This is a genomic window from Amaricoccus macauensis (assembly GCF_049800915.1).
Taxonomy (GTDB): domain Bacteria; phylum Pseudomonadota; class Alphaproteobacteria; order Rhodobacterales; family Rhodobacteraceae; genus Amaricoccus; species Amaricoccus macauensis_A.
This window is the reverse complement of sequence record NZ_JBNAFY010000008.1, coordinates 53,172-78,532: the sequence shown is the minus strand read 5'-3', so window position 1 is coordinate 78,532 and position 25,361 is coordinate 53,172. Positions and strand designations below refer to the sequence as shown.

26 protein-coding genes are annotated in these 25,361 nt (G+C 63.6%); 17 read left to right on the top strand and 9 right to left on the bottom strand.

The features are described from left to right. Positions 1–3: 3 nt before the first annotated feature. The gene (locus ACP15W_RS18180) at positions 4–774 is read right to left on the bottom strand and encodes a DeoR/GlpR family DNA-binding transcription regulator (RefSeq protein ID WP_424934358.1); all 771 of its coding nucleotides are present in this window, start codon (positions 772–774) and stop codon (positions 4–6) included. 110 nt (positions 775–884) lie between these two features. Between ACP15W_RS18180 and ACP15W_RS18175 the strand changes: the two genes are divergently transcribed. The 14 genes from ACP15W_RS18175 to ACP15W_RS18110 all read left to right on the top strand — a co-directional run bounded on the left by ACP15W_RS18175 (position 885) and on the right by ACP15W_RS18110 (position 12,405). Then, the gene (locus ACP15W_RS18175; protein ID WP_424934357.1) at positions 885–2,189 is read left to right on the top strand and encodes an aspartate aminotransferase family protein; all 1,305 of its coding nucleotides are present in this window, start codon (positions 885–887) and stop codon (positions 2,187–2,189) included. Beyond that, on the top strand, positions 2,189–3,700 hold the full coding sequence (locus ACP15W_RS18170) for an aldehyde dehydrogenase family protein (RefSeq protein WP_424934356.1): 1,512 nt from the start codon (positions 2,189–2,191) through the stop codon (positions 3,698–3,700). The genes ACP15W_RS18175 and ACP15W_RS18170 overlap by 1 nt, the downstream gene beginning before the upstream one ends. Continuing rightward, complete coding sequence (locus ACP15W_RS18165) at positions 3,697–4,308, top strand: BMC domain-containing protein (protein ID WP_424934355.1); 612 nt, start codon at positions 3,697–3,699, stop codon at positions 4,306–4,308. Before ACP15W_RS18170 ends, ACP15W_RS18165 begins: the two co-directional genes overlap by 4 nt. Beyond that, complete coding sequence (locus ACP15W_RS18160) at positions 4,308–4,742, top strand: hypothetical protein (protein ID WP_424934354.1); 435 nt, start codon at positions 4,308–4,310, stop codon at positions 4,740–4,742. Before ACP15W_RS18165 ends, ACP15W_RS18160 begins: the two co-directional genes overlap by 1 nt. Then, on the top strand, positions 4,739–4,987 hold the full coding sequence (locus ACP15W_RS18155; protein ID WP_424934353.1) for a EutN/CcmL family microcompartment protein: 249 nt from the start codon (positions 4,739–4,741) through the stop codon (positions 4,985–4,987). The genes ACP15W_RS18160 and ACP15W_RS18155 overlap by 4 nt, the downstream gene beginning before the upstream one ends. Before the next feature lie 20 nt (positions 4,988–5,007). After that, complete coding sequence (locus ACP15W_RS18150) at positions 5,008–5,286, top strand: BMC domain-containing protein (protein ID WP_424934352.1); 279 nt, start codon at positions 5,008–5,010, stop codon at positions 5,284–5,286. Positions 5,287–5,312: 26 nt separating this feature from the next. Continuing rightward, the gene (locus ACP15W_RS18145) at positions 5,313–5,945 is read left to right on the top strand and encodes a microcompartment protein (protein WP_424934351.1); all 633 of its coding nucleotides are present in this window, start codon (positions 5,313–5,315) and stop codon (positions 5,943–5,945) included. Positions 5,946–5,990: 45 nt separating this feature from the next. Continuing rightward, positions 5,991–7,124 carry an ABC transporter substrate-binding protein gene (locus ACP15W_RS18140; RefSeq protein WP_424934350.1) on the top strand — a complete coding sequence of 378 codons (1,134 nt, stop codon included), beginning with the start codon at positions 5,991–5,993 and terminating at the stop codon, positions 7,122–7,124. Between the two features lie 62 nt (positions 7,125–7,186). Continuing rightward, positions 7,187–8,257 carry an ABC transporter ATP-binding protein gene (locus ACP15W_RS18135; protein WP_424934349.1) on the top strand — a complete coding sequence of 357 codons (1,071 nt, stop codon included), beginning with the start codon at positions 7,187–7,189 and terminating at the stop codon, positions 8,255–8,257. Beyond that, positions 8,257–9,111, top strand: a complete 855-nt coding sequence (locus ACP15W_RS18130; RefSeq protein WP_424934348.1) for an ABC transporter permease — start codon at positions 8,257–8,259, stop codon at positions 9,109–9,111. Before ACP15W_RS18135 ends, ACP15W_RS18130 begins: the two co-directional genes overlap by 1 nt. Further along, positions 9,111–9,923, top strand: a complete 813-nt coding sequence (locus ACP15W_RS18125; protein ID WP_424934347.1) for an ABC transporter permease — start codon at positions 9,111–9,113, stop codon at positions 9,921–9,923. Before ACP15W_RS18130 ends, ACP15W_RS18125 begins: the two co-directional genes overlap by 1 nt. A gap of 18 nt (positions 9,924–9,941) precedes the next feature. After that, positions 9,942–10,712, top strand: coding sequence for a 3-oxoacyl-ACP reductase FabG (fabG, locus tag ACP15W_RS18120; protein ID WP_424934346.1), 771 nt, complete (start codon positions 9,942–9,944; stop codon positions 10,710–10,712). 11 nt (positions 10,713–10,723) lie between these two features. Continuing rightward, positions 10,724–11,731 carry a phosphotransferase enzyme family protein gene (locus ACP15W_RS18115; RefSeq protein WP_424934345.1) on the top strand — a complete coding sequence of 336 codons (1,008 nt, stop codon included), beginning with the start codon at positions 10,724–10,726 and terminating at the stop codon, positions 11,729–11,731. Beyond that, on the top strand, positions 11,728–12,405 hold the full coding sequence (locus tag ACP15W_RS18110; protein WP_424934344.1) for a cysteine hydrolase family protein: 678 nt from the start codon (positions 11,728–11,730) through the stop codon (positions 12,403–12,405). Before ACP15W_RS18115 ends, ACP15W_RS18110 begins: the two co-directional genes overlap by 4 nt. On the opposite strand, the gene ACP15W_RS18105 is transcribed toward ACP15W_RS18110, so the two are convergent. Both ACP15W_RS18105 and ACP15W_RS18100 read right to left on the bottom strand, forming a co-directional pair. After that, the gene (locus tag ACP15W_RS18105; RefSeq protein WP_424934343.1) at positions 12,348–13,853 is read right to left on the bottom strand and encodes a UdgX family uracil-DNA binding protein; all 1,506 of its coding nucleotides are present in this window, start codon (positions 13,851–13,853) and stop codon (positions 12,348–12,350) included. The two genes, ACP15W_RS18110 and ACP15W_RS18105, sit on opposite strands and share 58 nt — an antisense overlap. Beyond that, positions 13,853–15,082: a putative DNA modification/repair radical SAM protein gene (locus tag ACP15W_RS18100; protein WP_424934342.1), complete on the bottom strand. Its 1,230-nt coding sequence runs from the start codon at positions 15,080–15,082 to the stop codon at positions 13,853–13,855. The genes ACP15W_RS18105 and ACP15W_RS18100 overlap by 1 nt, the downstream gene beginning before the upstream one ends. A 251-nt stretch (positions 15,083–15,333) precedes the next feature. Between ACP15W_RS18100 and ACP15W_RS18095 the strand changes: the two genes are divergently transcribed. The 3 genes from ACP15W_RS18095 to ACP15W_RS18085 all read left to right on the top strand — a co-directional run bounded on the left by ACP15W_RS18095 (position 15,334) and on the right by ACP15W_RS18085 (position 18,312). After that, positions 15,334–16,245 (top strand): LysR family transcriptional regulator, encoded by a 912-nt coding sequence (locus tag ACP15W_RS18095; RefSeq protein ID WP_424934341.1) that lies wholly within the window; start codon positions 15,334–15,336, stop codon positions 16,243–16,245. Positions 16,246–16,348: 103 nt separating this feature from the next. Beyond that, positions 16,349–17,329: an isopenicillin N synthase family dioxygenase gene (locus ACP15W_RS18090; RefSeq protein WP_424934340.1), complete on the top strand. Its 981-nt coding sequence runs from the start codon at positions 16,349–16,351 to the stop codon at positions 17,327–17,329. A 485-nt stretch (positions 17,330–17,814) separates the two neighbouring features. Continuing rightward, a complete protein-coding gene (locus tag ACP15W_RS18085; protein ID WP_424934339.1) occupies positions 17,815–18,312 on the top strand; it encodes a pyrimidine dimer DNA glycosylase/endonuclease V in 498 nt (165 codons plus the stop codon). Between the two features lie 51 nt (positions 18,313–18,363). Here ACP15W_RS18085 and ACP15W_RS18080 read toward each other — a convergent pair whose 3' ends face one another. The 6 genes from ACP15W_RS18080 to ACP15W_RS18055 are packed head-to-tail and all read right to left on the bottom strand — an operon-like array spanning position 18,364 to position 25,313. Then, complete coding sequence (locus tag ACP15W_RS18080) at positions 18,364–19,308, bottom strand: phosphotransferase (protein WP_424934338.1); 945 nt, start codon at positions 19,306–19,308, stop codon at positions 18,364–18,366. Next, the gene (locus tag ACP15W_RS18075) at positions 19,305–20,258 is read right to left on the bottom strand and encodes a phosphotransferase (RefSeq protein ID WP_424934337.1); all 954 of its coding nucleotides are present in this window, start codon (positions 20,256–20,258) and stop codon (positions 19,305–19,307) included. The genes ACP15W_RS18080 and ACP15W_RS18075 overlap by 4 nt, the downstream gene beginning before the upstream one ends. Next, the gene (locus ACP15W_RS18070; protein ID WP_424934336.1) at positions 20,255–21,541 is read right to left on the bottom strand and encodes a Zn-dependent hydrolase; all 1,287 of its coding nucleotides are present in this window, start codon (positions 21,539–21,541) and stop codon (positions 20,255–20,257) included. Before ACP15W_RS18070 ends, ACP15W_RS18075 begins: the two co-directional genes overlap by 4 nt. Further along, positions 21,534–23,420, bottom strand: coding sequence for an ABC transporter ATP-binding protein (locus tag ACP15W_RS18065; protein WP_424934335.1), 1,887 nt, complete (start codon positions 23,418–23,420; stop codon positions 21,534–21,536). Before ACP15W_RS18065 ends, ACP15W_RS18070 begins: the two co-directional genes overlap by 8 nt. 1 nt (position 23,421) lies before the next feature. Beyond that, the gene (locus ACP15W_RS18060) at positions 23,422–24,333 is read right to left on the bottom strand and encodes an ABC transporter permease (RefSeq protein ID WP_424934334.1); all 912 of its coding nucleotides are present in this window, start codon (positions 24,331–24,333) and stop codon (positions 23,422–23,424) included. Continuing rightward, on the bottom strand, positions 24,333–25,313 hold the full coding sequence (locus tag ACP15W_RS18055; protein ID WP_424934333.1) for an ABC transporter permease: 981 nt from the start codon (positions 25,311–25,313) through the stop codon (positions 24,333–24,335). The genes ACP15W_RS18060 and ACP15W_RS18055 overlap by 1 nt, the downstream gene beginning before the upstream one ends. Positions 25,314–25,361 lie beyond the last annotated feature (48 nt).

Genomic DNA, 25,361 nt, shown 5'->3' with positions numbered 1-25,361 from the left:
AGGCTACGCGATCCTGACCTTTACGCCTTTGCCGCTCAGGCTCTGGGAAATCTCGCCCGAAAGCGGCGCATCGGTGACAAGCGACGTGTCTTCGTTCCACCGCAATATGCGCTTGAGAGACTTCATTCCCATCTTGGAATGGTCCGCGACAACGATCGTCTGCTGTGCCTGACCGATCATGGCTGTATAGACACCCGCGGCCGAAGGCAGGGCCTCGCTGACGCCAATCTCGTCAACCGCGGATGCCCCCATGATCGTGCAGTGTACATTATATTCACTGATGAACCTCAGGGTCTCAGGTCCGTGCACCAGACCCTCCTGAAGCTCCACATTCCCCGGCAGTGATATCACATCGAAGAGCGGGTTGGCCGCGAGTTCCAGGGCAACCTGAAAGGACGCCGTCAGGATCGTCATGTGCCTGTTGACCGACTTCAGCGCGCGCGCGACCTGCAAGGTCGTGGCACCACCGCCGACGTACAGGCTCTCGATACCGTCCAGCAGTTCGACCGCGGCCCCGGCGATCCGCTCGCGCTCTTCCACATGGAGCTTGAGGCGATCGGACAGGGCCGGTTCCAGGTTGGACGTGCGCACCGCACCGCCATAGGTGCGACGGATACTGCCCGCCGCATCAAGCTCGGCCAGATCCCTGCGAATGGTTTCCGCGGAAACATTCAACTCATGCGCCAATTCGCTGACCCGTTTGGCGGGATCAACCTTGAGCACATCCAGGATCCGATCGTGCCGACGTGTTTTTTTTGACTGGTTCTTGGTCAAATGGCACCTCCGAATGCCCAAAATAACGGAAAGTATGGGGTGGTCGATATCTTTTTTGACCGACTTGCCACAAAAAAGTTTTGCAAATGGTCATAACTGGTGTTTGCTGTTTGTCAGACTCAGTGGGGATTCGCGTGTTCAACTACGGCTATTTCTCTTTCGCATCCAAGGAAGAGCTGCTGAGCAAGGCGGCTGAATATTGGAACCCGGGCAAAGTCAGCTTCTGGCAGGAGGCCGGCACCCCCATGGTGATCGACCGTCGCGAGGGTTACCGGCTACATGACATGTCGGGCAAGACCCTGATCGACCTGCATCTGAATGGCGGGACCTACAATTTCGGCCACCGTCACCCCGAACTGGTGGAAGTGCTCAAGTCGGGCCTCGACTATTTCGACATGGGCAACCACTGGTTCCCGTCCGTGGCTCGAGCAGCCTTTGCGGAAAAGCTGGTGAAGACCGCACCGCACATGAAATACGCGATCTTCGGCGCAGGCGGAGCGGAAGCCGTCGAGATCGCGATCAAGACTGCGCGCTACGCAACCAAGCGCAAGAAGATCATCTCCATCATCAAGGGATATCACGGCCATTCCGGCCTCTCGGTCGCCACCGGGGACGAGCGCTTCACCAAGATCTTTCTCGCGGACCGCCCCGGAGAATTCGTTCAGGTGCCGTTCAACGACCCGGACGCGCTTGAGCGTGAACTGAAGAAAGGCGATGTCGCGGCCTTCATCATCGAGACGATCCCCGCAACCTACGGCTTTCCGATGCCGGAAGAAGGCTACCTGAAGACCTGTCAGGATCTCTGCCACAGATACGGGGCCAAGTTCATCTCGGACGAGGTGCAGACCGGGCTGATGCGGACAGGCGTGATGTGGGGCTGGCAGGGCTATGGCCTCCAACCCGACATCTTCGTATGCGGCAAGGGCCTGGGCGGCGGCATCTATCCGATCAGCGCCTGTCTGGTGACCGAGGAATGCGGCCGCTGGCAGGTCGAAGACGGCGCGGCACATATCTCGACAGCCGGCGGTTCCGAGCTGGGCTGCCTTGTGGGGCACCACGTGATCGAGATGCTGCAACGCCCCGAGATCGTTTCCAATATCGAATTCGTATCCCAGTTCTTCGCCCAGTCTATGGCCGAGATGATGGCGCGCCACAGCGACATCTTCTGCGGAGTGCGTCAGCGCGGCGTGGTGTTGGGCCTGGAGTTCGATCACCCGGAGGGCGCGATCGCCGTTTCCCGCGCGCTCTACGAGAATGGAGTCTGGGCGATTTTCTCCTCGCTCGACAAGAGGGTTCTGCAGTTCAAGCCCGGCGTCCTCAAGGATGTCGAGCTGTGCCAGGAGATCATGGACCGGTTTGATGCGGCCATGCCGCGGGCGCGTCAGTTGCTCAGCAAGATGGGGAGGTCGTGGTAATGGACAAGGCGCTCCTGAATGTCCCCGACCGGGAACTGTCCTCCGCCCGCATGAAACTGGTCAGGGCGGCCTGGGCTGCGAAATACTATCGCAAGTTCGACCGGGAGTCCGTGCTGCGCATTGCCGAAGCCGTGGCCCGAGCCGGCTACGAGAAGGCAGGCTACTTTGCCCAGCGGGCGGTGCAGGAAACCGGCTACGGCGTCGTCGCGCACAAGACGCTGAAGAACCAGCTCTCCACCCATGAACTGCTGGACTACTATCGTGGCCTCGATCTTGTATCGCCGCGTGTCGATGCCGAGCGCAAGATCATCGAGATACCTTCGCCCGCCGGTGTCGTCTTTGCGCTTGCGCCGGTCACGAACCCGGTTGCGACCGTCTACTACAAGGCGATGCTGGCCATCCTGAGCCGCAATGCCATCGTCCTCAGCCCTCATCCTGCTGCGAAGGACTGCTCCGCCGAGGCCGCGCGCCATCTTGCGCAGGCAGCAGAGGCTGCCGGAGCCCCGTCCGGTCTGATCCAGTGTGTGGAACACCCTACCGTGACGCTGGTCGAGGACATCATGTCCTCCGAGAAGATCAACGTCATCATGGCGACTGGCGGCAACGCAATGGTGCGGGCGGCCTACTCGTCGGGAAACCCGGCCCTGGGTGTCGGGCCCGGCAATGCCGTTGCCTATGTCGATCCCTCCGCTGCGGTGGACGCCGCCGCACGATGCCTCGTCGAAAGCAAGAGCTTCGACAACTCGGTCCTCTGCACGAATGAAAGCATCTGCCTCACGCTGGAGCAGAACCGCGGCAACATGGAGCGTGCGCTCCGGACAGCCGGGGCCCATATCTGCAATGCGGATGATACCGACCGGCTGCGGGACCACCTCTGGAGGGACGGGACGTTCAATGCGGACGCCATCGGAAAGTCCGCTGTCCGGATTGCGAAGGAAGCCGGTATTCGGGTGAGCGACTCCGCGAAGATTCTGGTGCCGGTGGTCGAACATCCCGGCCAGGACGATGTGCTGTTCAGGGAAAAGCTCTGCCCGGTTCTGACCCTGACGGCGGCCACGGATTTCGATCAGGCCGTGACCTTTGCCGCCCAGGCCACAAGGCGGGGCGCAGGGCATTCGGCGGCGTTTCACGGCGAGGACAACTGCCGACTGATCGCCTTTTCAAGTGCCGTGCCCGTGAACCGGGTGGTGGTCAATGCGCCCTGCAGCCAGGGGGCCTCCGGTTTCGCGACGCACCTGCCCCCGTCCTTCATGGTTGGCACGGGCTATGCCGGCCGGTCCTCGGTCGGGGAGAATGTCGGCCCGCAGCATCTGGTTCACTGGACCAGGATCGCGTTCGGACGCGACGTGCCCGCCGACCTGTCTTCACTGGACTTCGATGCACTTTCCAAAAAGCCCGCGCCGGTTGTTGCAGCGCCGCCCTCCCGCGCCCCCGAACCCGAACTGACCAAGGATACACTGCGCGCCATGATCCTCGAAGAGCTTCGCAGCTTGAAAGGCGCGTCCGAATGACCGAACTCCGCGCCTCGATCTTTATCGACCAGTTGCAGCCTCAGACGCTGGCCTACATCTCGACCTGGATGCGCGGAACGTTGCCCCGACTGCGCATGGCCGCCCAGATCGTCGAGATTTCCCCTGGCCTGGATATCGAGGCCCTGACCGACATCGTGCTGAAGAGCGCGGAGGTTCGCGCCGGTCTCCTGGTGGTGGAGCGCCAGTTCGGCACCCTGCAGTTCCACTCTCATTCGACGGCCGAGGTGCATTCGGGCGCAGCCGCGATCCTCGACGCGCTCGGCCAGACGATGGAGGACGTGGCCAAACCGAAGATCCTCGCATCGAAACTGGTCACGAATGTCGATGATCAGCACGCGTTCCTGATGAACCGCAACAAGCTGGGATCGATGGTGATCGGTGGTGACAGCATCTACCTGCTGGAATGCCAATCCGCGGCCTACGCCATTCTCGCCTGCAACGAGGCGGAGAAGGAGGCGGATATCAAGGTGATCGACATGCGGATGATCGGCGCGAATGGCCGGGTCTATCTCGCGGGCACCGAGGCGGACGTGCGCAATGCACGCAACGCCGCAGAGCAGGCCTTGCGTGATGCAGGAGCGGCTTGATGTCAGCAATACGCGACGAAATCCGGGCGATCCTGCGCGAGGAGCTTTCCGCTCTTCTGGCCGAGCATTCCGGCCCTCGGGTGGAAACCGTGCGCATCGAAACGTCGGACGATCTGAACGCCTTTGCCCGACGCATCGCGGAGCAGATGTCCGTGCCGGGCTTCGCAAGCAAGCTTCAGAGCGGCGAGGTCCGGTTCGCGCTGGAGCGGTCTGCGCCGGCGGCGCAGCCACGGGCCATACCCGCGGCGCCAAAACTGGTCGGTGCCGCGCCGAAACCGAAAGCGCCCATGCTGGACAAGAAGCTCATCACGGAGGCGGATCTCGCGGCATTCGGACCGGGGCCATTGCGTGTTCCGCCGCAGGCACGCGTGACGCCGCTGGCCAAGGACGAGGCGCGGCGCAAGGGCATTCGGATCGAGAGGATTGAGCCATGATCAAAGGGCGCGTGAAGGGAAAAATCTGGTCCTCGCGGCACGTCGAAACGCTGCCCGGCGGCGCGTTGCTCGAAGTGGAAGTCGAGGGCGGCAGTCGGCTGATCGCCTTCGATCCGCTTGGTTGCGACACCGACGAGGCGGTGCTGATCACCCAGGGCTCCGTCGCGGCTGCGTATTTCGCAGGACGCGCGGCCCCGGTGGACGCGCTCATCATCGGCTCAATTGACGAAACAAACGAGAAATAAGGCTCTGGAAAGGGAACCCCATGGCAAATCTTGCAATCGGAATGATCGAAACGAAGGGCTACGTGCCTGCCCTGTCCGCAGCTGATGCGATGGTCAAGGCGGCCAATGTCGAGATCGTGGCCCGCAATGAAGTTGGCGGCGGCCTCGTGTCGGTCGTGGTCAAGGGCGATGTGGGCGCGGTCAAGGCGGCCACCGAAGCGGGCGCACAGGCCGCAAGCGCCGTCGGCGACGTCACCGCAGTCCACGTCATTCCGCGCCCTCACGCAGACCTTGGAAAATACTTCGAAGCCGTGAAGTGAACAGCACAGGTTGGGGGCGATAAGATATGACCGAACTTCGCGTTTACCTCCCGATCGCTGATCTCCAACCGCAATTCGCGGCCTATCTGTCGTCGCCCACCCGCGCCCGGGCCTATCCGCCCTTCAAGGGGCAGAACTCTTTGATCATCGAGGTCGCCCCGGCGCTGAGCATTCACCGCATTGCCGATCTGGCACTGAAGGAAGCGCCGGACATGGAACCCGGCATCCTCTTTACCGAACGGCAGTTCGGGCTTCTGGAGCTGCATGCCGACAGGATGGAGGACCTGGAGGCCGCCGGAGAAGCCATTCTGAAAGGCATCGGGGCCAAGGCCACGGACCAGCTCGCCCCGACGGTGCTCTATCACGACATCATCGAAAACCTGTCCGACCAGCACGCCATCATTCTGAACCGGTCGCGCGACGGCTCGATCCTCGTGCCGGGCGTGGCGCTGCTGATCTACGAAATGGCGCCCGCGCTGTTTGCCTGCGTTGCCGCGAACGAGGCGGAAAAGGCAGCGCCCGGGCTCACCATCAACGACGTGCAGATGATGGGGGCGACCGGCCGCATCTTCATGTCGGGCACCATCGAACAGATGACCGTCGCCCGCGACCGCATCACGGAGGTTCTGAGCAAGATCAAGGGACGAAAGGGCCAATAACGAAAACAAACAGGCCCGAACCAAACCAACAAAGGAGTAAGCACAGTGACGCTTTCAAGACGCAGCTTTCTGAGCCGCACCGCTGCCCTGGGTGGGGCCGCAGCGCTTGGGCCCATGGCCCGACCGGCCTTCGCCGATCGCAACGATCAACTGAACATCCTCTGTTGGGAAGGGTACAACTCCGACGCCATCCTCGATCCATTCCGCTCTGCACATGCGGGGGCCACGGTGCGGGCCGAAAGCGGCACATCCGACCCGGACATGATCAACAAGCTTCGGGCCGGTGAAATCAACGTCTGGGACCTGATCAACGTCAACCAGCCCTGGGCCCGCGATCAGCTCTACCCCGAAGGTCTGATCAAGCCTCTGAGCAAAGAGCGGTTCATGCCGCACTTCGACAAGATGCTGCCCGAGTTCAAGGATTATCCACTGGCCTTTGCCGACGACGGGGAACTGATCGGCATGCCGCAGCGCTACGGCCCGTTCAGCTTCGTGGTGAACACCGATGTCATCAGCCGCGAAACGGCCGAAGACCAGGGCTGGAACCTGTTCCTCGACCCGGCGATGAAAGACCGCTACGGGGTTCTGACCTATGACAACTGGAACGTCATCCACATGTGCCTCGCGGCAGGCCTGAACCCGTTCGCCCCGGTCGAAGGTGAGGATATCGAGACGTTCAAGTCGACGGCCGAAGCGATCTTCGGCGGCGCAAAGCTTCTCACGGACGATCTGGTGGCGATGAACATCGCGCTGATCAACGGCGAGATCGACGCCTACTTTACCGGCGGTACCTATACCGCCTCTCCGGCACGCTATGACGGGGCCACCAATGTCCGGGCCATCACGCCGAACTCCGGCCCCGTCGACGGCAAGGGCGGCGTTGTCTGGATCGAACTGACCTCGGCGGTCAACAACCCCGATCCGAGTTCGCTTGCCGAGGATTTCCTGGATTACGTTCAGGGTCCAGAGGCGTCCAAGGCAGTTGCCTTCACGGAAGGCACCTACAACCCCGTCAGTCAGATGGGCAATCCGGAAGTCATGGCCCTCTTCGATGAGGACGAACTGGACGCGATCCAGATGGACAGCCTGGAAGAAGAGATGTCCCGTTCGCTCGATTACGAAGTCGTGGCCTCCTACGACACCCTGATCGACATCTACACGAGAGCGCGTCGTTCCTGACGACACTGAGGTAGCGCGCGGCGCCACCTTCCGATGCCGCGCGCTTGCAAGCGAGAGACCCCATGACTTCAGACGCTCTTCTGCGCCTCGAGGGCGTAGTCAAAAGATTTGGCCCGTTCACCGCGTTGCACGGTGTCGATCTGGACATCAGGGAAGGTGAGTTCTTCACCATCGTTGGTCCATCGGGCAGTGGAAAATCGACCATGATCCGCCTTCTCGTCGGGATGGACGAGATTTCCGACGGCGCGATCTGGCTGCACGGCAATCGGATCGACGAGACCCCCGCCAACGAACGCCCCACATGCATGGTGTTCCAGTCTTTGGCCCTGTTCCCGCACATGAGCGTCGGGCAGAACATCGAATTCCCCCTCAAGCTGCGAAAGGTCGCCCCGGTCGAGCGCAAGACCCGCGCCCTCGAACTTCTGGATCTCCTGCGCCTGCCGCGCGACTACTACAACAAGCGGATCTCGCAATGCTCCGGGGGCGAGCGGCAGCGTGTGGCGCTCGCGCGTGCCCTCGCATTCGATCCCGAGATCCTGTTCTTCGACGAACCCCTCTCCGCGCTCGACTACCGCCTGCGCAAGACGCTCGAGAAGGAACTGAAGGACCTCCATCACCGCACCGGAAAGACCTTCGTCTACATCACCCACTCGCTGGAAGAAGCGATGGTGATGTCCGATCGCATCGCCATCATGAAGGATGGCCGGTTCGAACAGATCGCCGTGGCCGACGAGATCTACAGCCGGCCGGTCAGCCGGTTCGTCGCCGAGTTCATGGGCGAGGTGAACCTCTTCGATGTCACCTCGACCCGGGGCGCGCTGACGGGCAAGGGACTGACGGTCGATCCGGGCATCAGACAGACGACCCTGGCCGAAGGCGAGAAAGGTCTTTTGATGGTGCGCCCCGAATACGTGCGGTTCGGCAAGGCCGGCGAAAGCTTCGACTATGAAATCTCCGGCAGGCTGCTGGAGGAATACGCTCTGGGCTCGCGCATCCAGTATGAGATCGAAGCCGCCGGCGGGCAGGTCATCACGGTCGAGAAACTGCGCGAGGACCGCACCACCGCGAAACTCGGATCCGACGTGACGCTCGGGTTCGACGCCGCCAACACTCACCTGATCGTCGAACGCTGATGCAGAAGCTCAACAACAAACTCGGGTATCTGTCCTCCCTGCCGATTGTCGTCGTCTTCGCAATCGCATTCTTTGCGCCGCTGATCGTCGTCGCCCTCTTCTCGATCATGCCGCCCAAGGTCTTCGACCTCGCCCATTCTCCCGATTTCTCCGCCTACTCGGTCTTCTTCGAGCAAGGTTACTACCGGTCCCTGCTCTGGTCGCTGGGCATGGCCATGGCCTCGACGGTCATCCTGCTGATTGTCTGCTGGCCGCTCGCCTACGGCATGGCGAAGGTGTTCAAGAGTTTCACGCTGGTCCTGACCATCGCGGTGGTGATGAGCCTGTTCGTGTCGGAAAACATCCGGTTGTTCGGCTGGGTTCTCACCCTGATGAAGGGCGGTTTGATCGAAGGACATCTGCGCGCCTGGACAGGTGTCGGTTTTGACAGCCCTCTCTACGATGTCCCGATCATCATTTCCGGGCTCGTCTATGTCTACCTGCCCTTCATGCTCTTCCCGCTGGCACAGGGCATTGCGATGGTGCCCGATGACGCGCGACAGGCCGCCGCCGATCTCGGAGCCACGCGGTGGCAGATCTTCACCCAGATCGACCTGCCTCTGGCAGCCCCCGGCATCGTCGTCGGGTGTCTGCTGAGCTTCGTTCTGGCCGCGGGTGCCGTGGCGGAAGCCAAGATCCTTGGCGGTCAGGCCGTCATCACCATTGCCGATGATATCGAGACCGCCTTCACCTTCGGCCAGGACTGGCCGCTCGGATCGGCCCTCTCGGTGATCCTGATCGTCATCATCGGATCACTGGCCCTCTTCGGCGTCTCACGCGTCGATCTCGACCAGATCATGGGGAGGAAACGCTGATGCCCGCGTCCCGCTCCACCCGCATCGTCCTTTTCATCTATGGCCTGCTGGTCATTGGCCTGCTCTACCTGCCACTGGTGTCCGTGGGCTTTGCCTCGGTGTCATTCGCCCGGTATCTCAGCTTTCCGATCAAGCGCTATTCCTACAAGTGGTATGGCGAGGTTCTTCAGAGCGGCACCGTCCGGGACCTGCTGCTGACATCCTTCTCGGTTGCGGTGATCGTGACGATCCTGTCCGTCATCATCGCGTTTTTCGGTGCACTGGCCTTCGCCCGCTACGACTGGCGCTTCCGCTCGACCTTCCAGAAACTGATCCTGCTGCCGATCTTCTTCCCGCAGACCGTCCTCGGGCTCGCCCTGCTGATGTGGTTCAACGCGCTCGGCATCATCCCCTCCTGGAAGACCGCCGTGGTGGCGCATCTGGTCTGGATCGCCCCGATCGCCACCCTGATCGTTGCCATCCGGGCCTACAGCTTCGATCCCGCCCTCGAAGAGGCCGCGCGGGACATGGGGGCGAGCACCTCGACGATCCTGCGCGAGATCACCCTGCCCCTGCTGATGCCGGGCCTGGTGTCCGCCGGGCTGTTCGCCTTCCTGCTGAGCTGGGGCAACTTCCCGCTGTCGCTCTTCACCACCGGCGCGGATTCCACGCTGCCCGAATGGCTCTACGCCAAGATGGTATCGGGCTATTCACCGCTGGTGCCGACACTGGGGATCATGTCCGTCGTGGGCTCCTTCGTCCTGATCCTCACCGCATTCGCTCTCGCCTGGCTCGTCCGAACAATAAGGGACAGCCGCGCAGCGCAAAACTGAACAACAAGGGAGAATACCATGCTCACATCGCTGAAAGGAAAGTCCGTCATCGTGACCGGTGGGTCCAAGGGGATCGGTCGGGGAATCGCCACGGTATTCGCCCGGCAGGGCGCGAAGGTCACCATCGCCGCCCGCAACGAGGCAGACCTGCGAACCGCCGCCGACGAAATTGCCGGCGATGTCCGCTACGAGACCTGCGACGTGTCGGACTGGGCCTCCGTCAAGGCCATGGTCGACAGCACCGCGAGCGCCCAGGGCGGGCTCGACGTGCTCTGCGCCAATGCCGGCGCCTTCCCCCAGACCAAGATCGTCGACATGGACCCGGATGAATGGGACGGGGTCATGGCGACCAACCTGCGCTCGTCCTTTCTGTGCGTCAAAGCCGCGATCCCGCACTTCGAGAAGGCCGGAAAGGGCCGCGTCATTCTGACATCCTCGATCACCGGACCGGTCACGGGCTTTCCCGGCTGGTCCCATTACGGCGCCTCCAAGGCGGGCCAGCTGGGCTTCCTGAAGACCGCCGCGATGGAACTGTCGCGCTACAACACCACGATCAACGCGGTCATGCCGGGCAACATCTACACCGAGGGATTGCAGGACCTCGGCCAGGAATACCTCGACACGATGGCCGCCTCCATCCCGCTGAAACGCCTGGGCGATGTGGAAGACATCGGCAACGCCGCGCTCTTTTTCGCCTCCGACGAAGCGGGTTACATCACCGGCCAGCAGATCGTGGTCGATGGGGGGCAGATCATCCCGGAATCGCTGGAAGCGATCGAGGAAATCTGAAGAGGGAGCGCATGATGGACGGATCGGATATTCCGCTCGAAGAATTGCTGGGTCACCTGAACGGGTTGGCGAACGATGCGCTGTCCCTCTGGGATCTGCCCGCCGGCGCATCCGCCCGGCTTATCAATGTCTCGGAGAACGCGACATATCTGGTCGAGGCACCAGGCGGCCACCGATCCGTCCTGCGCGTGCACCGCGAAGGCTATCACACCCGCCGGGCCATCGAATGCGAGCTGGCCTGGATCGATGCCCTGGGGGCCGAGGGTGTCGTGACGACACCGGGCTACTTCATCGGCAGGGACGGCTCGCCGATCCAGGAGGCCAAGGCCCCGGGCCTGAGCGTGCCCCGCTTCATGGTCCTGTTCCAGTTCGTCGAGGGCGAGGCGCCGGACGAGAGCGGAGACATCGGCGACAGGTTCGAGCAGCTGGGGGCGATCGCGGCTCGCTGCCATGTACACGCCATGTCATGGACGAAGCCCGAACCCTTCGAACGCCTGACATGGGACGTCGACGCCGTGTTCGGCGCAAACCCCACCTGGGGAAACTGGCGCGATGCCCCCGAAGTCACGCCGGAGGTGCGCGCCATCCTCGAAGAGGTCGAGACCACCATCCGCGCCCGCCTCGCGGCCTATGGCAAGGCACCGGACAGATACAACCTGATCCACGCCGACATGCGGCTGGCGAACCTCCTGGTCGATGAAACCGGCACCCGCCTGATCGACTTCGACGACTGCGGCCACGGCTGGTTCATGTATGACTTCGCCGCCGCCATCAGCTTTATCGAGGATGACCCCCGCATTCCCGATTTCAAATCGGCCTGGATCAGGGGCTACCAGTCCGTGCGCCCCTTGGGCGACGCCTGTCTCGCCGAGATCGACACCTTCATCATGCTCCGCCGCATGGCGCTCCTGGCCTGGATCGGCAGTCACATCGAAGCCCCCGAACCACAGGCGCTCGCAGCCGGTTTCGCGGCAACGACAGCGCGGCTGGGTCAGGAATGGATGGATCGGTCGCCGTGAACTGGAAAACCGCCTACCGCAGCTTCTACTACGAAACCGCCGAGGAGCCGGACGACATCACCCTCGATCCGGCATCCACCGCCCTCTTGGTCATCGACATACAGAACACGTACCTCGAAACCCCCGAAGACCCCGACGAGGCGCAGCGCTGGCAGCCATTCCTCGACCGGATGAATACCACCGTCATTCCCAACACGGCGGATCTGATCGCCTGGGCGCGGGAAACCGGCATTGAGGTCATGTTCGCCCGCATCGCCTGCCAGAAAACCGATGGCCGCGACCGCTCCCTGAGCCAGAAGAAACCCGGCTTCAACTACCTGCTTCTGCCGAAGGACCGCGAGGACAGCCAGATCGTCCCCGAACTCGCGCCCCAGCGAGACGAGATCGTCGTCATGAAAACCACCGACAGCGCCCTGACCGGCACGAACCTGCGGCTGATGCTCTCGAACATGGGAATCCGGGATGTCGTCGTGGCAGGCATCTTCACGGATCAATGTGTCAGTTCGACCGTCCGCTCCCTCTGCGACGAGAGCTTCGGCGTTCTGGTCGTGGAAGACTGCTGTGCCGCTGCAACCGAAACCCTGCACCACCACGAGCTGGAGATCATCAACATGATCTACTGCCACGTCGTCGAGGCGGCGGATGTGAAATCCTTTGTCGCCACGCCGGACTGACCCGGCAGGCTGAGCCGCGCCGCACTCAGATCCTCGCAGAACCGGGAGAACCCCTCCTCGCGCTCCGCCGGGTCCTGCAATCGCAGCAGGTAGGACGGGTGGACGGTGATGAGGACCGGCCCGCCGTCGCGCGCGGTTTCCACCGTTCCGCGCCGCTCCAGCAGTCCCCGGTCCGAGCCGGTGAGCGCGCGGGCCGCCGTCGCGCCAAGCGCGAGGGTCAGGCGCGGGCGCACCAGCCTGCGCTCGGCGTCGAGCCACCACCGGCAGTGATCGACCTCGCCGGCATTCGGGCGCTGGTGAATCCGCAGCTTGCCCCGTGGCATGAACTTGAAATGCTTCACCGCGTTGGTGATGTAGAGCCGCCTGCAATCAAGCCCCGCCACCGCCAGGGCGCGGTCGAAGAGCTGGCCCGCGGGCCCGACGAAGGGGCGCCCCGTGAGATCCTCCTGATCGCCCGGCTGTTCGCCGACCACCATCAGGTCGGCATCCTCCGGCCCCTCCCCGAAAACGGTCTGCGTCGCCGGCTCGTGCAAGGGACAGCGCGCGCAGGTTCCGGCAGCCGCCGCAAGTTCCGCGAGCGTCTCGGGCGGGGCGGCGGGTTCCGCAGGCACCGAAACCCTGGCGCCTGCGCAGAGCTGGCGCGCCGCCGCCACGCGTCGCGTCTCCAGATCGCGCGCCTGGGCCGCCTGCATCTCGGCCGCGCGGACAGGCGCGCTGCGGATGAGTTCGGGGATCAGCTCCGCTTCGGGCAGGTTGCGCCAGTATTTTTTCGGCATTTCCGACTGCATCGCCTGAACCTTCAGCCGCGCGGGATTGAAGATCGAGGCAAAGTAGGTCCGCCAGAGTTCTTCGGAGGCATCCGCCGGCGGGCGGGCCTCTGCCTCGGTCTCCCGAAAGCTCAAACTGCCGTCCACGAAGAGCGCGGTGAGGCCGGGCGTGCAGATCGTCCAGTCCATGTCGCCGAACCGGCGGGCGAAGAACGGGCTCGCGGCCTCGACGATGGGGTGATCGGGCTCGAACCAGGCGGCAAAGCTCCGGCGCGGCCCCTCGCCCGGAAGTTCCCGGAAGCGGACGAAAGCATGCATCTTGTGGATCGCGCGGCCCGCAAGCTTGGCGGTCCTCAGCACCTCGCGCAGCGCCGCATCCCGCCGATCCCCCCAGGAAAGCCCGGCATGGGCCATCCGGAACGCCACGTCATAGGCGCGGGCAAAGCGCTCCGGGTCGCGGTGGCTCAGCGAAAGCTCGAGCGTGGAGACCGCCTGGCGCGGCAGGCTGACCCGCTGGCCCGTCGTTCGCGCCTCGACGCGTTCGGTCGCGAAAAGATCCGGCTCCGCCGCACCCATGCGCCAGGTGAGCGCCTCGGGGGGCGTGCGCGCCTGCAACCGGGCCGAAGCCTCGGCCCGCCAGGCCGCGACGCTGCCGATCACCGGAAGCACGATTTCCTGCATCAGAGCGCGAGCTGTAGCTGCTGCGCCGGCGGCGCGAAACGGGCGCGAAGGTCGGCACTGTCCAATAACGTGCGCGGCGTCCAGCCCGGCACCTGAATGAAGGGCCGGGCATGTTTCATCACCGCCCCCATCCGCACCAGATCCTCGTAGCGCACCGCGCCGTGGCGGCGCGCGGCGATCAGGCGATCCACCGTCTTCGTCCCGAAGCCGGGCACGCGCAGAAGAATCGCGCGCTCCGCCCGGTTCACGTCGACCGGAAACACGGCCCGGTTCTCGAGCGCCCAGGCGAGCTTGGGGTCGACCTCCAGATCGAGCATGCCTTTCGCCGCGACCTCATCGACCTCGAAGCCGTAGAACCGCAGCAGCCAGTCGGCCTGGTAGAGCCGGTGTTCCCGCGCGAGCGGCGGCGGCGCGGGCGGCAGCTTTCCGGAGGGATCGGGGATCGGCGAGAAAGCCGAGTAATAGACACGGGACAGATGATAGCCGGCATAGAGCCGGGCCGACTGGCCGAGGATCGCCCGGTCGTTGGAGCCATCGGCGCCGATGATCATCTGGGTGGACTGGCCCGCGGGCGAAAAGCGCCCGGGCTTCCGGCCGCGATGGGTCTTCTCCTTTGCCGCTTCCCGGCGCTGACGGATCTCCGCCATGGATTTCCGGATCCCCGGCAGGGATTTTTCCGGCGCAAGCGCGCGCAGAGAGGTCTCTGTGGGCAGTTCGATGTTCACCGAGAGCCGATCCGCCCAGAGCCCCGCCTCCTCGAGCAGTTCGGGTGCCGCGCCCGGAATGGTCTTAAGATGGATGTAGCCGCGGAAATTCTCGCGGGTCCGGAGCGTGCGGGCGATGCGCACCATGTCGGCCATGGTGTCATCGGGCGAGCGGATGATGCCCGAGGAGAGGAACAGCCCTTCGATGTAGTTCCGGCGGTAGAACTCGATGGTGAGGGTAACGACCTCCTCGACCGTGAACCGCGCCCGCTCCACGCTGCTTGACACGCGGTTGATGCAATAGGCGCAGTCGTAGAGGCAGAAGTTCGTCATCAGGATCTTGAGCAAGCTGATGCAGCGCCCGTCCGGCGCATAGGCATGGCAGATCCCGGACCCGCCCGCGGAACCCAGCCCCTTGCCGTCGCGCGAGTTGCGCCGCTCGCCCCCCGAAGAGGCGCAGGACGCGTCGTATTTCGCGGCGTCGGACAGGATCGCAAGTTTCTCGGAAAGGGTACGCTGTGCCATGTGTTCTTATATTGTTCTCTCACCACATTCGGCAAGGGCACACTTGAGCCTCCTACCTGTCTTTCAGCAGGCACGGGTCCGCGAACGCTCAAAGCGGGAAACAGGTTGGACTGGTCGCTGCGGTTCGCTCCGCGACATGACCTTTGCGGGCTGATACGATTTCAACGCGGTCCAAGGGGCCCCTTCCCTCGGACCCCCTTGATCTGTAGCGTTGTCTTCTTTCGGCTGGAACACGTGAGCAGGGCCGGTAGATGCGCATCCATTCGCGGGAACTTCTCTATTTTGACGCGGTGCGTCGTGCCGGGTCGATACGGGAGGCGGCGCGAAAGCTGAATGTCGCCTCGTCGGCCGTGAACCGGAAGATCCTCCAGATCGAGGAAGAAATCGGCACCCCGCTGTTCGAGCGCCATGCCGGCGGGGTCGTTCTGACAGCGGCGGGGGAGGCGCTGGCCCGACATGCGATCACCGTTCTGCAGGATCTCGATCGGACTACAGCCGAAATCGAGGCGCTGCAGGGCGGGCAGCGGGGGCGGGTAAGCCTGGCCGCGGTGGAGAGCATCTGCCTGTCCCCTCTGCCGGAGGTGATCCGCGAGGTGTTCGGCCGTGCGCCGCGCATCGAGATCGAGGTTCAGGCGATGGGATCGCAGGAGATTCCCCATGTGCTGAGCGCGGGGGGCGCAGATATCGGGATCGCCTTTGATCTTGCGCCTGCTCCGGATCTCAGGCGGATCTATTCTGCCCGCTTCGCGCTTGGGGCCGTCATGTCGCGGTCGCATCCGCTGGCCGTGCACGACAGCGTAAGCATCGTGAATTGCGCGGAATTTCCACTGGTCCGGGCACAATCGAACCTGTCCATGGCCCGGCGCATCGAGCAGGCGATGGCAGAGATCGATCTCGCGGTTCCCGCTTCAGTGACCACCGATTCCGTGGCGCTGATGCAGCGGCTGGTGTCAGAACCGCCACATATATCGTTTCAGACCCGGATCGGCCTGAACGACACGGGCGCTGCGGACAGTCTCGCCTTCGTGCCGCTGAGGTCCCGGGGGGGCCTGTTCAGCGAACTCGGCATCTTCATGCGTGCGGGACGGTCGCTGCCCGCGGCCGTCGACGTGTTTCTTCAAGTCCTGACGCAGCATCTCGGCGCCACGCACTTCGCGAGGTAAGCGAGCGAATTCTGGCATCGCTGTAGGCGGATTTCTCTTCTTTTGGCATCGATGTGTCTTGAAATAGCAATGGGTCAGCACATTGAAACCAGGAAGGTTCACCATGACAAAGACACTGACCGCATCCCATATCGAGAAAACGGCTCTGCCGATCATTGATGTTGCCGATCTCTCCGCCTCTGACCCGGCACGTCGCCAGGCCGTCGGAGCGGCGCTGCGTGCGGCCTGTCTGGACAAGGGCTTTTTCTACTGCGTCGGCCACGGTGTGCCCCAGGGTCTTGTCGATGCGGTCTTTGAAGAGACCCGCACCCTCTTCGACCTGCCCGATGAGGCGAAGATGGCGCTGGAAAAATCCAGGTCGAAGGCCAACCGCGGCTACGAGGTTCTGGGCGGCCAGACCCTGGAAGCCGGCGCACCAGCCGACCGGAAGGAAGGCTATTACATCGGCGTGGAATTGCCCGAAGACGACCCCCGCGTGCAGGCGGGCAGGTTCAACCGCGGGCCGAATGTCTGGCCGCAGGACCTGCCGAGCTTCCAGCCGACGATGAATGCCTACTTCGCCGCGCTGACCACGCTTGGCGCCCGTCTCATGCAGGGCATCGCATTGTCGCTCGACCTTTCGGAGGATTTCTTCGCCGCTTACGGCCGCGACCCGCTGGCCACCCTTCGCCTGCTGCACTACCCGCCGCAGCAACCCGATGATCCGAAGGACGCCCGCGGCGCCGGGGCACATACCGATTTCGGCGGTCTGACGATCCTGCTGCAGGACGAAGTTGGCGGATTGCAGGTCCGCAATGCGGAGAGCGGCGAGTGGATCCACGCCCAGCCGGTGCCCGGCGCCTTCATCGTCAACCTTGGCGACATGATCGCACGCTGGACGAATGACACCTACCAGTCGACCCTGCACCGTGTAATCAACACCTCCGGGCGCGAGCGGTATTCGGTTCCGTTCTTCTATGCCGGCAACCCCGATTTCGAAGTGCGCTGCATCCCGACCGTGCTTGCCGAAAACGAGGCGCCAAAATACCCGGCGGTGACAGTCGAAGGCCATCTCCAGGCAATGTATGCAAAGACCTACAAGTAGGAATCTGGGGTCCGCACCTGAGACGTAGGGCGGAAAGGTCGGCAAAGCAGAAGCGCGCGATGGTTCACGCGTCGCGCGTTTTCAACGCCTGTCGCAGGGGCGGCCAGAGCCTCCTACCCGCCTTTCCGCAGACGCGGGCCTGCGAACGCTCAAAGCGGGAAACAGGCAACCATCGAGCGGATCTGCGCGATGAGCCATACAAATCAGCCATACGCTTTCCATACGGGTTCCATACCCCTTCCATACGCCGATTACGGCCTCTTTCAGCCCATCCAGGCAGGCAAATGACCCGATTCTCGCGCGGGTTTTGCCATGCTCCGCGCCCCTTCCGGGGTCCGGCAGGTTTCGCTGCGAAACCCCTGTCCACCGCCCCTTCACGGTGCCGGGCAACAGGCCCATTTGCAAAAAATTAATACTTCATTTGATAGACCTCATGCCCGCGGGGCCTACCTCCAATAAAAATTTTCGCTGCGAGCAGTCTGCCTATGACACGTATAAATCTGGTCGATCCGGGTGAGCTTACCGATGCGCACCTTCTGGACGAACATGCTGACATTCCTGCGGTTTTTCGGCTCATCGTCTGCTGGCAGGCGCGTTTGCGCACCCATGGCACCGAAAGCGAGCCGCCCCTCCCCGAAGCCTACACCCTCGAAACCGGGCATATCCGGTTCTTCTACGACAAGGCCGCCTGGCTCGCAGCGCGCCATAAGGCACTCACCGCCGAGATCGGCAGGCGCGGACTTGAGACCGAAGCATCTGATCCCGACACCCTGATGCGGGAGATCGACCCGGTTTTCCAGGCGGATACGCCCTACCTGCCGAGCCTGTCGGAGGTCGCCGCGAGCTACAAAAGGCTCCGTGACCGCATCCGAAATCCCATCAGCCAGAAGGCCGCTTGGCGCGAAGGCGAAAGCCGCGCGGATGCGGAAGCCAGCCACCGGATCACGCCAGCGGCTCGGCCGAAGGAGAAGCTGGCCGCGTAGATCCGGAGTGTAAGGGAACGGCGAACAGCCGCAGGTCTGCGGCCCCCGGCGTCAGAGCCTGCGCAGATGCAGGGGCCAATCCGGGTGCCCGCTGATCTGGCGAAAACGCATTAGCTTCCACATGCCATACTTGTAGAAGTCGAAGTCCAGCCGCGAGACGCGAAGCTGCACCATGGACCAGAGCGCCCATTTCACATCCGCCAGTGCCTTGTGCACGATGACGCGCGAGACGATCTCTGGCCGGGCTTCTCCGAAATATTCCTCGATGAGGGCGAGTTCCTGCTCGGGCGTGAAGAACATCTCCCCGAACCAGATCCCGAGGTCGTAGCAGCGATCGTTCATCGAGGCGTATTCATAGTCGATCAGCATGATCGAGCCGTCCTCACCCACCATGAAGTTCCCCGGCATCGGATCGTTGAAACAGGGCACGAGATCGAGCCCGGAGGCGAGCAATGCCTCACGTGCCATCTTCTCGTTGAGCATGATCCAGGCCTCGTCGCGGAAGCGGGGCGCATCGAGGTCCGCGGCCTGCCGGGCGTGCTCGTCGATCATGTCGAAGACGGTCTTGGTGAGCCGCAGGGCCGGGAGGGCGTGCATCTTGCGGTAGGCGGCAATGGCAGCGCCGCACTTCACCGGGTCGGCGAAATCGGAGTGGGTCGAGGCGCGCCTGTCGGGAATGAAGTCGTTGATCTCTACCCCGCGCGCGGCAAGATCGTCATGAACCCTTGGGCCAAGCCCCGCGGCCGCGGCCTTTTGGGAAGCCTCGAACGCTGCGGCGCGATCGACGAACATCTCCGTGCCGTTGCCGGGGACCTTCACGAACCAGTCGCCGGGGCCGGAGATTTCGCGCACGCGCCAGTTCTCGTTGCTGATCCCGCCCGAGACGGGCCCATATTCCATGCCCTCCCCTCCCTTGAAGAGCGGGGCGTCGCGGATCACCTGCTCGATGGTCTCTTCCATGACATGAGTGGCCGATCCAAGCGGTTTCATCATCATGCCGTGCCCCTCGCCAGTCGGATCCGTTCCTCGAAGCCCCGATCGTTCAGCGCCATCCTCAGCCGCATGAGGCGCCATTCGCCATATTTGATCCATTCGACCGCACCACGCACGGAGGTCTGGGCGTTGTGGCGCGACCAGAGAGCGTGGAGCATGTCATCGACGAAGGACCAGATGCGAGCGCGCGCGAAGCCCTGCTCATCGAAACTGCCTGCATAGGCGGTGTAGCCGGCGCGCATGTCCCGCTCGAAATCCGTGGTTTCGGCCAGAAGCGCGCCCACGTCATAAAGCGGGTCGTTCATCCCGGCCCGGTCATAGTCGATCAGGCGCACCTCCCCTGCGGGACCTTTCAGAAGGTTCGAGGCCGAACCATCGTTGCGGCAGGGCGCGAGATCCGCAGTCTCGAGCAGGGGTTCAGCCTCGGCGATCAGGCGGCGAAGCCACGCGATATCGTCTGGAAGACCCGCACCGAACTGCCGCAGCTCCGCGATGAGCGCATCAATCTGCGCGAAGGGATCGAAGCGGGACGCAAGAGGACCTGTATCATGTAGCGCGCGGATCGTGCCCATGGCCGCTGCGAGGAAATCCGGGTCCTGTAGCGTGTATTGATTGGCGGTGCACCAGCCCGCATCCGCCTCGAACGCCTCCATGGCGATGGCGCCCGCAGCCGCATCCGACCAGAAGACCTTCGGGCCGATACCGGCGTCTCCTGCTCGGGTTGCCAGTTGCATGGCTGCCTTGAGGTCGAAGCCCGGGCGCATTTCGGGGTGCATGACCTTGAGAAAGACGCGCGCCTCGGGGCCTGCAACGAACCGTGCGTGGCTTTCGAGGGCCTTGTAGCTCGGTGACGCCAAGGGCGCCGGGCCGGGGCTTGCGGGGGCATTGGCGGGCAATCCTGCGGCCACGATGGCTTCGCCGAACTGCGCTTCGGTGACGAGAGCCGCGCTCATGAGTTGGCTCCGGCCGCGCGGTCGAGATCGCCCTTCGCGGCATCGATGCGGCGGATCATGTCGACAAGCACGTCGCCGCCCGCGGCAAGATCCTCGGGGCTTGTGTATTCGTCATTGCGGTGGATCACGCCGCCGACAGAAGGCACGGCCACGACGATCGCGGGAAGGATGGCGTTGACCGCGACAGCGTCGTGGCCACCGATCGTGTCGAGCTGCATGCGGGGAAGCTGAAAATCATCGGCAATGCGCTCGGTGAGGCGCACGAGGCGCGCATCGAACTTGCCGGCCGGACGACGATCCACCGAGACGATTTCCGCCTCTACGCTGGCCTGGGCTGCAAGGTCCGGAAGTGCTGCGCGCAGGCTTTCCTCCGACCATTCGAGCATGGCGGGTTCGGGCGCGCGCAATTCGCAGAAGAGGACCGCCTTGCCGGGGACAATGTTCGGAGAGTTGGGTGAGATATCGACGCGCGCGACAGAGGTGAAGATCGTGTCCTCCGCAATATCCGCCAGGCGCTTCACCTCCGCGATGATGTAGGCAGCCCCCAATACGGCATCCTTCCGGTCTTCCATCGGGGTGGGGCCGGTGTGGTTCTGCTCGCCCGTCACCTCGATACGAACCTTGAGCGCGCCCCAATGGCGACAGAATGGCGCGATCCGGGCGCCCGCCGTCTCCATCTTGTCGTCGCCCTCGATATGGATCTCGAGGTAGACATCTGGCCGGGGTGCCGGATCGGTTCCCTTGTAGCCGGTGCGTATGAGTTCCTCCTCGACGCTCAACCCGTCGCGGTCGCAACGCGCCAGCGCCCAGTCGAGATCGACCTGCCCTGCGAAGACCGAGGAGCCCAGAAGGCTCGGCTGGAACCGCGCGCCTTCCTCGTTCATCCAGTCGGCGATCACGTAGTTGCAGCTGGGTGGAATGCCAGTCTCGGCAGCCTCGCGGCGCCAGGTCTCGATGGCCGCGAGGGCGGCAATGACGCCATAGGCGCCGTCGAACCGGCCGCCTTTCGGCTGGCTGTCGAGGTGGGAGCCGATCATCACGAGCGGCGCATCCGGGCCAGCGAGATCGATCCGGCCAAAGAGATTGCCGATTTCGTCCACCAGCACCGTGTAGCCGAGTGCCTCGAGCACCGAACGGAACCAGTCGCGAGCCGCCTGGTGGGCATCGGTCAGGGCCGGCCTGTCCACGCCACCATCGCCGGTGGCACCGAATGTGGAGACCGTCTCCATCAGGCTGTTGAGAAGATCGGCGTCGATGCGGGTGAGGCTCAGGGTTTCAGACATGGTCAGGCTCCGTGGGTGCGGCACCCAATGGCGAACGTGGTTCGGAATTGAGAAAGCAGGCGGCGAGCGCATGGTTGCCGCGGGCGGTGAGTGTCGGGTTCTCGACCCGGCAGCGGTCGAAGGCATGGGGACAGCGGCTGGCAAAGGCGCAGCCCGTGGGCAGGTCGATGGGGCTCGGCGGTTCGCCCTCCATCAGACAGTCCTCGGGGCTGTAGCGGCGCTCTTCAAGCGTCGGCGCGGCCGAGAGCAACGCTCGGCTGTAGGGGTGGCCGGGATCGAAGAACAGCCGCTCGTTCGGGGCCACCTCGACGGTCTCTCCCAGATACATCACCGCGATGCGCGAGCAGACCTGACGGACCATGGTAAGGTCATGGGAAATGAAGATGTAGGTGAAGCCGTGCTGGGCCTGGAGCCGCTCGAAGAGGTCGAGAAGCTTGCCCTGTTCGGTCTGGTCGAGCGCGGAGAGCGTCTCGTCCATGATGAGGAGGCGCGGCTCGAGGATCATTGCACGGGCGACATTCAACCGCTGGCGCTGACCAGCGGAAAGCCCGGTGGTGAGCGACAGGTAGAGGCTGTCGGGGAGCCCCACTTCCGACATCACGGCACGGGCGCGATCCCTGCGCTCGGCGGCATTGCCGATCCGGTGGATCTTGAGCGGCTCCTCGAGAATGGCACCGATCGAGGATTGCGGCGGGAGGCAGCCGTAAGGGTCCTGCAGCACGAGCTGGAATTTGCGACGCAGTTCGCGCAGGCGTCCGGGGCGCGCATTGCCGATATTCTCGCCTTCGAACAGGATCGTGCCGCTGTCAGGGCGTTCGAGCCCCGTCAGGAGCCGCATGAGCGAGGATTTTCCGCAGCCCGATTCCCCGACGACGCCGAAATTGTCGCCCGGGAAGACATCGAACTCGACGTTGCGCACAGCCTGCACCAGAGATTTTCCGGCGCTGCCGCGGTTGCGGACCTCATAGGCCTTGGCAATTCCGCGCACCGACATGATGGGACGCACCGCCAGCGGCTGCGCAGCCATCTGGCCCCTGCCCCCGTCCTGCCAAAGTGTCGGCAGCTCGGAGATAAGTCCGCGCGTGTAGGCATGCTCCGGATTCCGCACCAGCGCCTGCGGTGTCTGGCGCTCTACCACCTGTCCGTCATGCAGCACCATCACCTCGTCGGAGGCATCACAGGCCACGGGGAGCGAGGAGCAGATGAACAGGATCGCGGTGGAGAACTCGGCATTGAGCTCACGCATCAGCTTCAGGATCTGGGCCGCCACCGTCACGTCGAGGGGTTGGGTGATGTTGTCGGCGATCAGAAGGGCTGGGTCCGAAATCAGCGCATCGACGATCATCGCGCGCTGCATCATGCCCCCCGAATACTGGAAAGGATATTCATGGAAGCGCCGGTCGGCCGAGGGTATGCGAACCGCTTCCAGCAGGCGGATCGCCTTGGCACGTGCATCCGCCACCGAGATGCCGGGCCGCACGGCACGCAGTTTCTCGACCAGTTGCGCGCCTACCGTCATTGTCGGATCGAGCGCGCCGGCAGGGTTGCCGCCCACATAGGCGATGTCGCGACCGGCAAGCGCCTGCGCATAGGCAGTGTCGGTCACGAGATCGCGGCCGCGGAAGAGGATCTCGCCGCCGGTGATGCCAAGCGGTGGGGAGAGCCAGCTTGCAAGCGCCCGCGCCAGAACCGTCTTGCCCGAGCCGCTTTCGCCGATCACCGAAAGGATCGAGCGCGGCGCGAGATCGAAGGAGATGCCGTTGAGGATCTTGCGGCTTGCCCCGTCGCTTTCCACGCTCACCGAGAGGTTGCGGACGCTCAGAAGCGGCGCGTCGGTCGTGCCGTCGGCTGTGGCTTGTGTTGAGGTATCGAAAGCCATGTCATGCACCTCCGTAGATCGCATTGCGGGCTCGCTCGAGCGAGGCGCCCATGAGGTTGATGGAGGTAAGCGTGAGGACGAGGAACACACCGGGCATCGTGGCGATCCACCAGGCGTTCATCAGGTATTTCCGGCCATCCGCGATGACGTTGCCGAATGTGGGCGTCGGCGGCTGGACGCCAAGGCCCAGAAAACCCAGCACGCTCTCGAAGATCATCATCCGCGCGATGTCGAGCACGGCAACGAAGGCGATCGGTGGCAGGACGAGCGGCAGCAAAAGTGTGAACATGATCCGGAAATCAGTCGCGCCCAGCACGGTCGCGCCGCGCACGTATTCCTTCTTCCGCTCGGACATCACCGTGGAGCGCATGACTCGGGCATAGACCGGCCAGCCCGCGAGACCGAGCACGATGATGATCGAGGGAATGGTTGGGCGTGAGACGCCAAGGATGGTGATTGCGAGGATGATCATCGGGATCGAGAGCTGCGCATCGGTCAGGCGCATGAGCACGGTATCCGTCCGGCCGCCGAAGTAGCCCGAAAAGAGGCCCACCATCGCGCCCACAAGCAGCATCAGCACTGTCGTGGAGATGCCGATCAGCAGGGAATAGCGCAGCCCCACCAGAGAGCGCGCGAGCATGTCGCGGCCCAGCTGATCGGTGCCCAGAGGATGCGCCCAGCTCCAGTCCTCACCCATGAAGAGCGGTGGGGTGAGCTTGGCGCGAATGTTCATCTTCGTCGGGTCGATGCCGCTCAGTTCGGGGTAAAGCAGAGCGGCAAGCACGAGCAGGGAGAAGACGACGAGGCCGATCCTGAACTCGATGGAGGCGAAGGCGGCTTGCCAGATCCGGGACGAGACGCTGCGTTCGCGCGGCTGATCCGGGGCGACGGGAGCCATGTCGATGCTGCTCATCAGTACTCCAATCTCGGGTCGATCGCCGTGGCTGCGAGATCCACGAGGATGTTGATGAGGACGAAGACGGCCGCGGTGACGATGGCAATCCCCTGGATCAGCGGGAAGTCACGCTGCATCACGGCGTTGATGGTGAGCAGGCCAAGGCCCGGGTAGTCGAAGATGAACTCGATCACCAAGACACCACCCAGCAGCATGGAGAATTGCACGCCGAGGAGATTGAGAAGCGGCACGGAGGAATTCTTGAGCGCGTGGCGGAAGATGATCTGGTTGCGCGACAGGCCCCGCAGGCGTGCGATATCGATGAAGTTCTGGCTCATGACGCCCGCGACGGAAACCGTGAGCGTGCGGATGATGAAGGGTGCGATCTCCACCGCCAGGACCAGCGCGGGCAGGATTGTGTAGGCGAACCCGTTGTAGCCGATGGCAGGCAGAAGCTGGAGCTTCACCGAAAGGAACAGGGCCAGCACGATACCGAGCCAGAAGTTCGGCAGGCTCACGAAGAGCGACGAAAGATAGAGCGCCATCCGGTCGGGCCATTGCCCCGGCCTCAAGCCCCCCCAGACTCCGATCGGCACCGCAATCATCAGCGCGAAAACCATGGCCAACAGGGCAAGCTGAAGCGTCATCGGCGCGGTGTCTGCAATCAGATCGAGCACCTCGGCGCGTTCGCCGCGGGTCGTGTCGTCGAAGCTCGCGCCCCCCACTGCCGCACCATTGGCGGGCCGCACGAAGGACTGCCCGAGATCGCCCTGAACAACGCCTGCCATGTAGCGGGCAAACTGGACATAGATCGGGTCACGCAGGCCCATGTCGGTGGCGATCTGTTCGATCAGCGCCTCGGGCGCCATACCGCCTGCCATGAGCCGGACGGGATCACCGGGGACAACACGCAGAAGCGTGAAGATCAGGGCCGAGACCAGAAAGACAATAAGGGCCCCCTGCAGCAGCCTTCGCGCGAGAAACCTCAGAATAAACATCAGCGCAGCTCCGGGATCGTGGTGTTGCGATTGGATGTGAAGCCCCCG

Excerpts from the sequence above, each read along its gene's own strand:
- ACP15W_RS18170 (WP_424934356.1), top strand. The coding sequence starts at position 2,189 with ATGGACAAGGCGCTCCTGAATGTCCCCGACCGGGAACTGTCCTCCGCC.
- ACP15W_RS18165 (WP_424934355.1), top strand. The coding sequence starts at position 3,697 with ATGACCGAACTCCGCGCCTCGATCTTTATCGACCAGTTGCAGCCTCAG.
- ACP15W_RS18160 (WP_424934354.1), top strand. The coding sequence starts at position 4,308 with ATGTCAGCAATACGCGACGAAATCCGGGCGATCCTGCGCGAGGAGCTT.
- ACP15W_RS18155 (WP_424934353.1), top strand. The coding sequence starts at position 4,739 with ATGATCAAAGGGCGCGTGAAGGGAAAAATCTGGTCCTCGCGGCACGTC.
- ACP15W_RS18150 (WP_424934352.1), top strand. The coding sequence starts at position 5,008 with ATGGCAAATCTTGCAATCGGAATGATCGAAACGAAGGGCTACGTGCCT.
- ACP15W_RS18145 (WP_424934351.1), top strand. The coding sequence starts at position 5,313 with ATGACCGAACTTCGCGTTTACCTCCCGATCGCTGATCTCCAACCGCAA.
- ACP15W_RS18135 (WP_424934349.1), top strand. The coding sequence starts at position 7,187 with ATGACTTCAGACGCTCTTCTGCGCCTCGAGGGCGTAGTCAAAAGATTT.
- ACP15W_RS18130 (WP_424934348.1), top strand. The coding sequence starts at position 8,257 with ATGCAGAAGCTCAACAACAAACTCGGGTATCTGTCCTCCCTGCCGATT.
- ACP15W_RS18125 (WP_424934347.1), top strand. The coding sequence starts at position 9,111 with ATGCCCGCGTCCCGCTCCACCCGCATCGTCCTTTTCATCTATGGCCTG.
- fabG (WP_424934346.1), top strand. The coding sequence starts at position 9,942 with ATGCTCACATCGCTGAAAGGAAAGTCCGTCATCGTGACCGGTGGGTCC.
- ACP15W_RS18115 (WP_424934345.1), top strand. The coding sequence starts at position 10,724 with ATGATGGACGGATCGGATATTCCGCTCGAAGAATTGCTGGGTCACCTG.
- ACP15W_RS18105 (WP_424934343.1), bottom strand. The coding sequence starts at position 13,853 with ATGCAGGAAATCGTGCTTCCGGTGATCGGCAGCGTCGCGGCCTGGCGG.
- ACP15W_RS18100 (WP_424934342.1), bottom strand. The coding sequence starts at position 15,082 with ATGGCACAGCGTACCCTTTCCGAGAAACTTGCGATCCTGTCCGACGCC.
- ACP15W_RS18095 (WP_424934341.1), top strand. The coding sequence starts at position 15,334 with ATGCGCATCCATTCGCGGGAACTTCTCTATTTTGACGCGGTGCGTCGT.
- ACP15W_RS18090 (WP_424934340.1), top strand. The coding sequence starts at position 16,349 with ATGACAAAGACACTGACCGCATCCCATATCGAGAAAACGGCTCTGCCG.
- ACP15W_RS18085 (WP_424934339.1), top strand. The coding sequence starts at position 17,815 with ATGACACGTATAAATCTGGTCGATCCGGGTGAGCTTACCGATGCGCAC.
- ACP15W_RS18080 (WP_424934338.1), bottom strand. The coding sequence starts at position 19,308 with ATGATGATGAAACCGCTTGGATCGGCCACTCATGTCATGGAAGAGACC.
- ACP15W_RS18075 (WP_424934337.1), bottom strand. The coding sequence starts at position 20,258 with ATGAGCGCGGCTCTCGTCACCGAAGCGCAGTTCGGCGAAGCCATCGTG.
- ACP15W_RS18070 (WP_424934336.1), bottom strand. The coding sequence starts at position 21,541 with ATGTCTGAAACCCTGAGCCTCACCCGCATCGACGCCGATCTTCTCAAC.
- ACP15W_RS18065 (WP_424934335.1), bottom strand. The coding sequence starts at position 23,420 with ATGGCTTTCGATACCTCAACACAAGCCACAGCCGACGGCACGACCGAC.
- ACP15W_RS18060 (WP_424934334.1), bottom strand. The coding sequence starts at position 24,333 with ATGAGCAGCATCGACATGGCTCCCGTCGCCCCGGATCAGCCGCGCGAA.
- ACP15W_RS18055 (WP_424934333.1), bottom strand. The coding sequence starts at position 25,313 with ATGTTTATTCTGAGGTTTCTCGCGCGAAGGCTGCTGCAGGGGGCCCTT.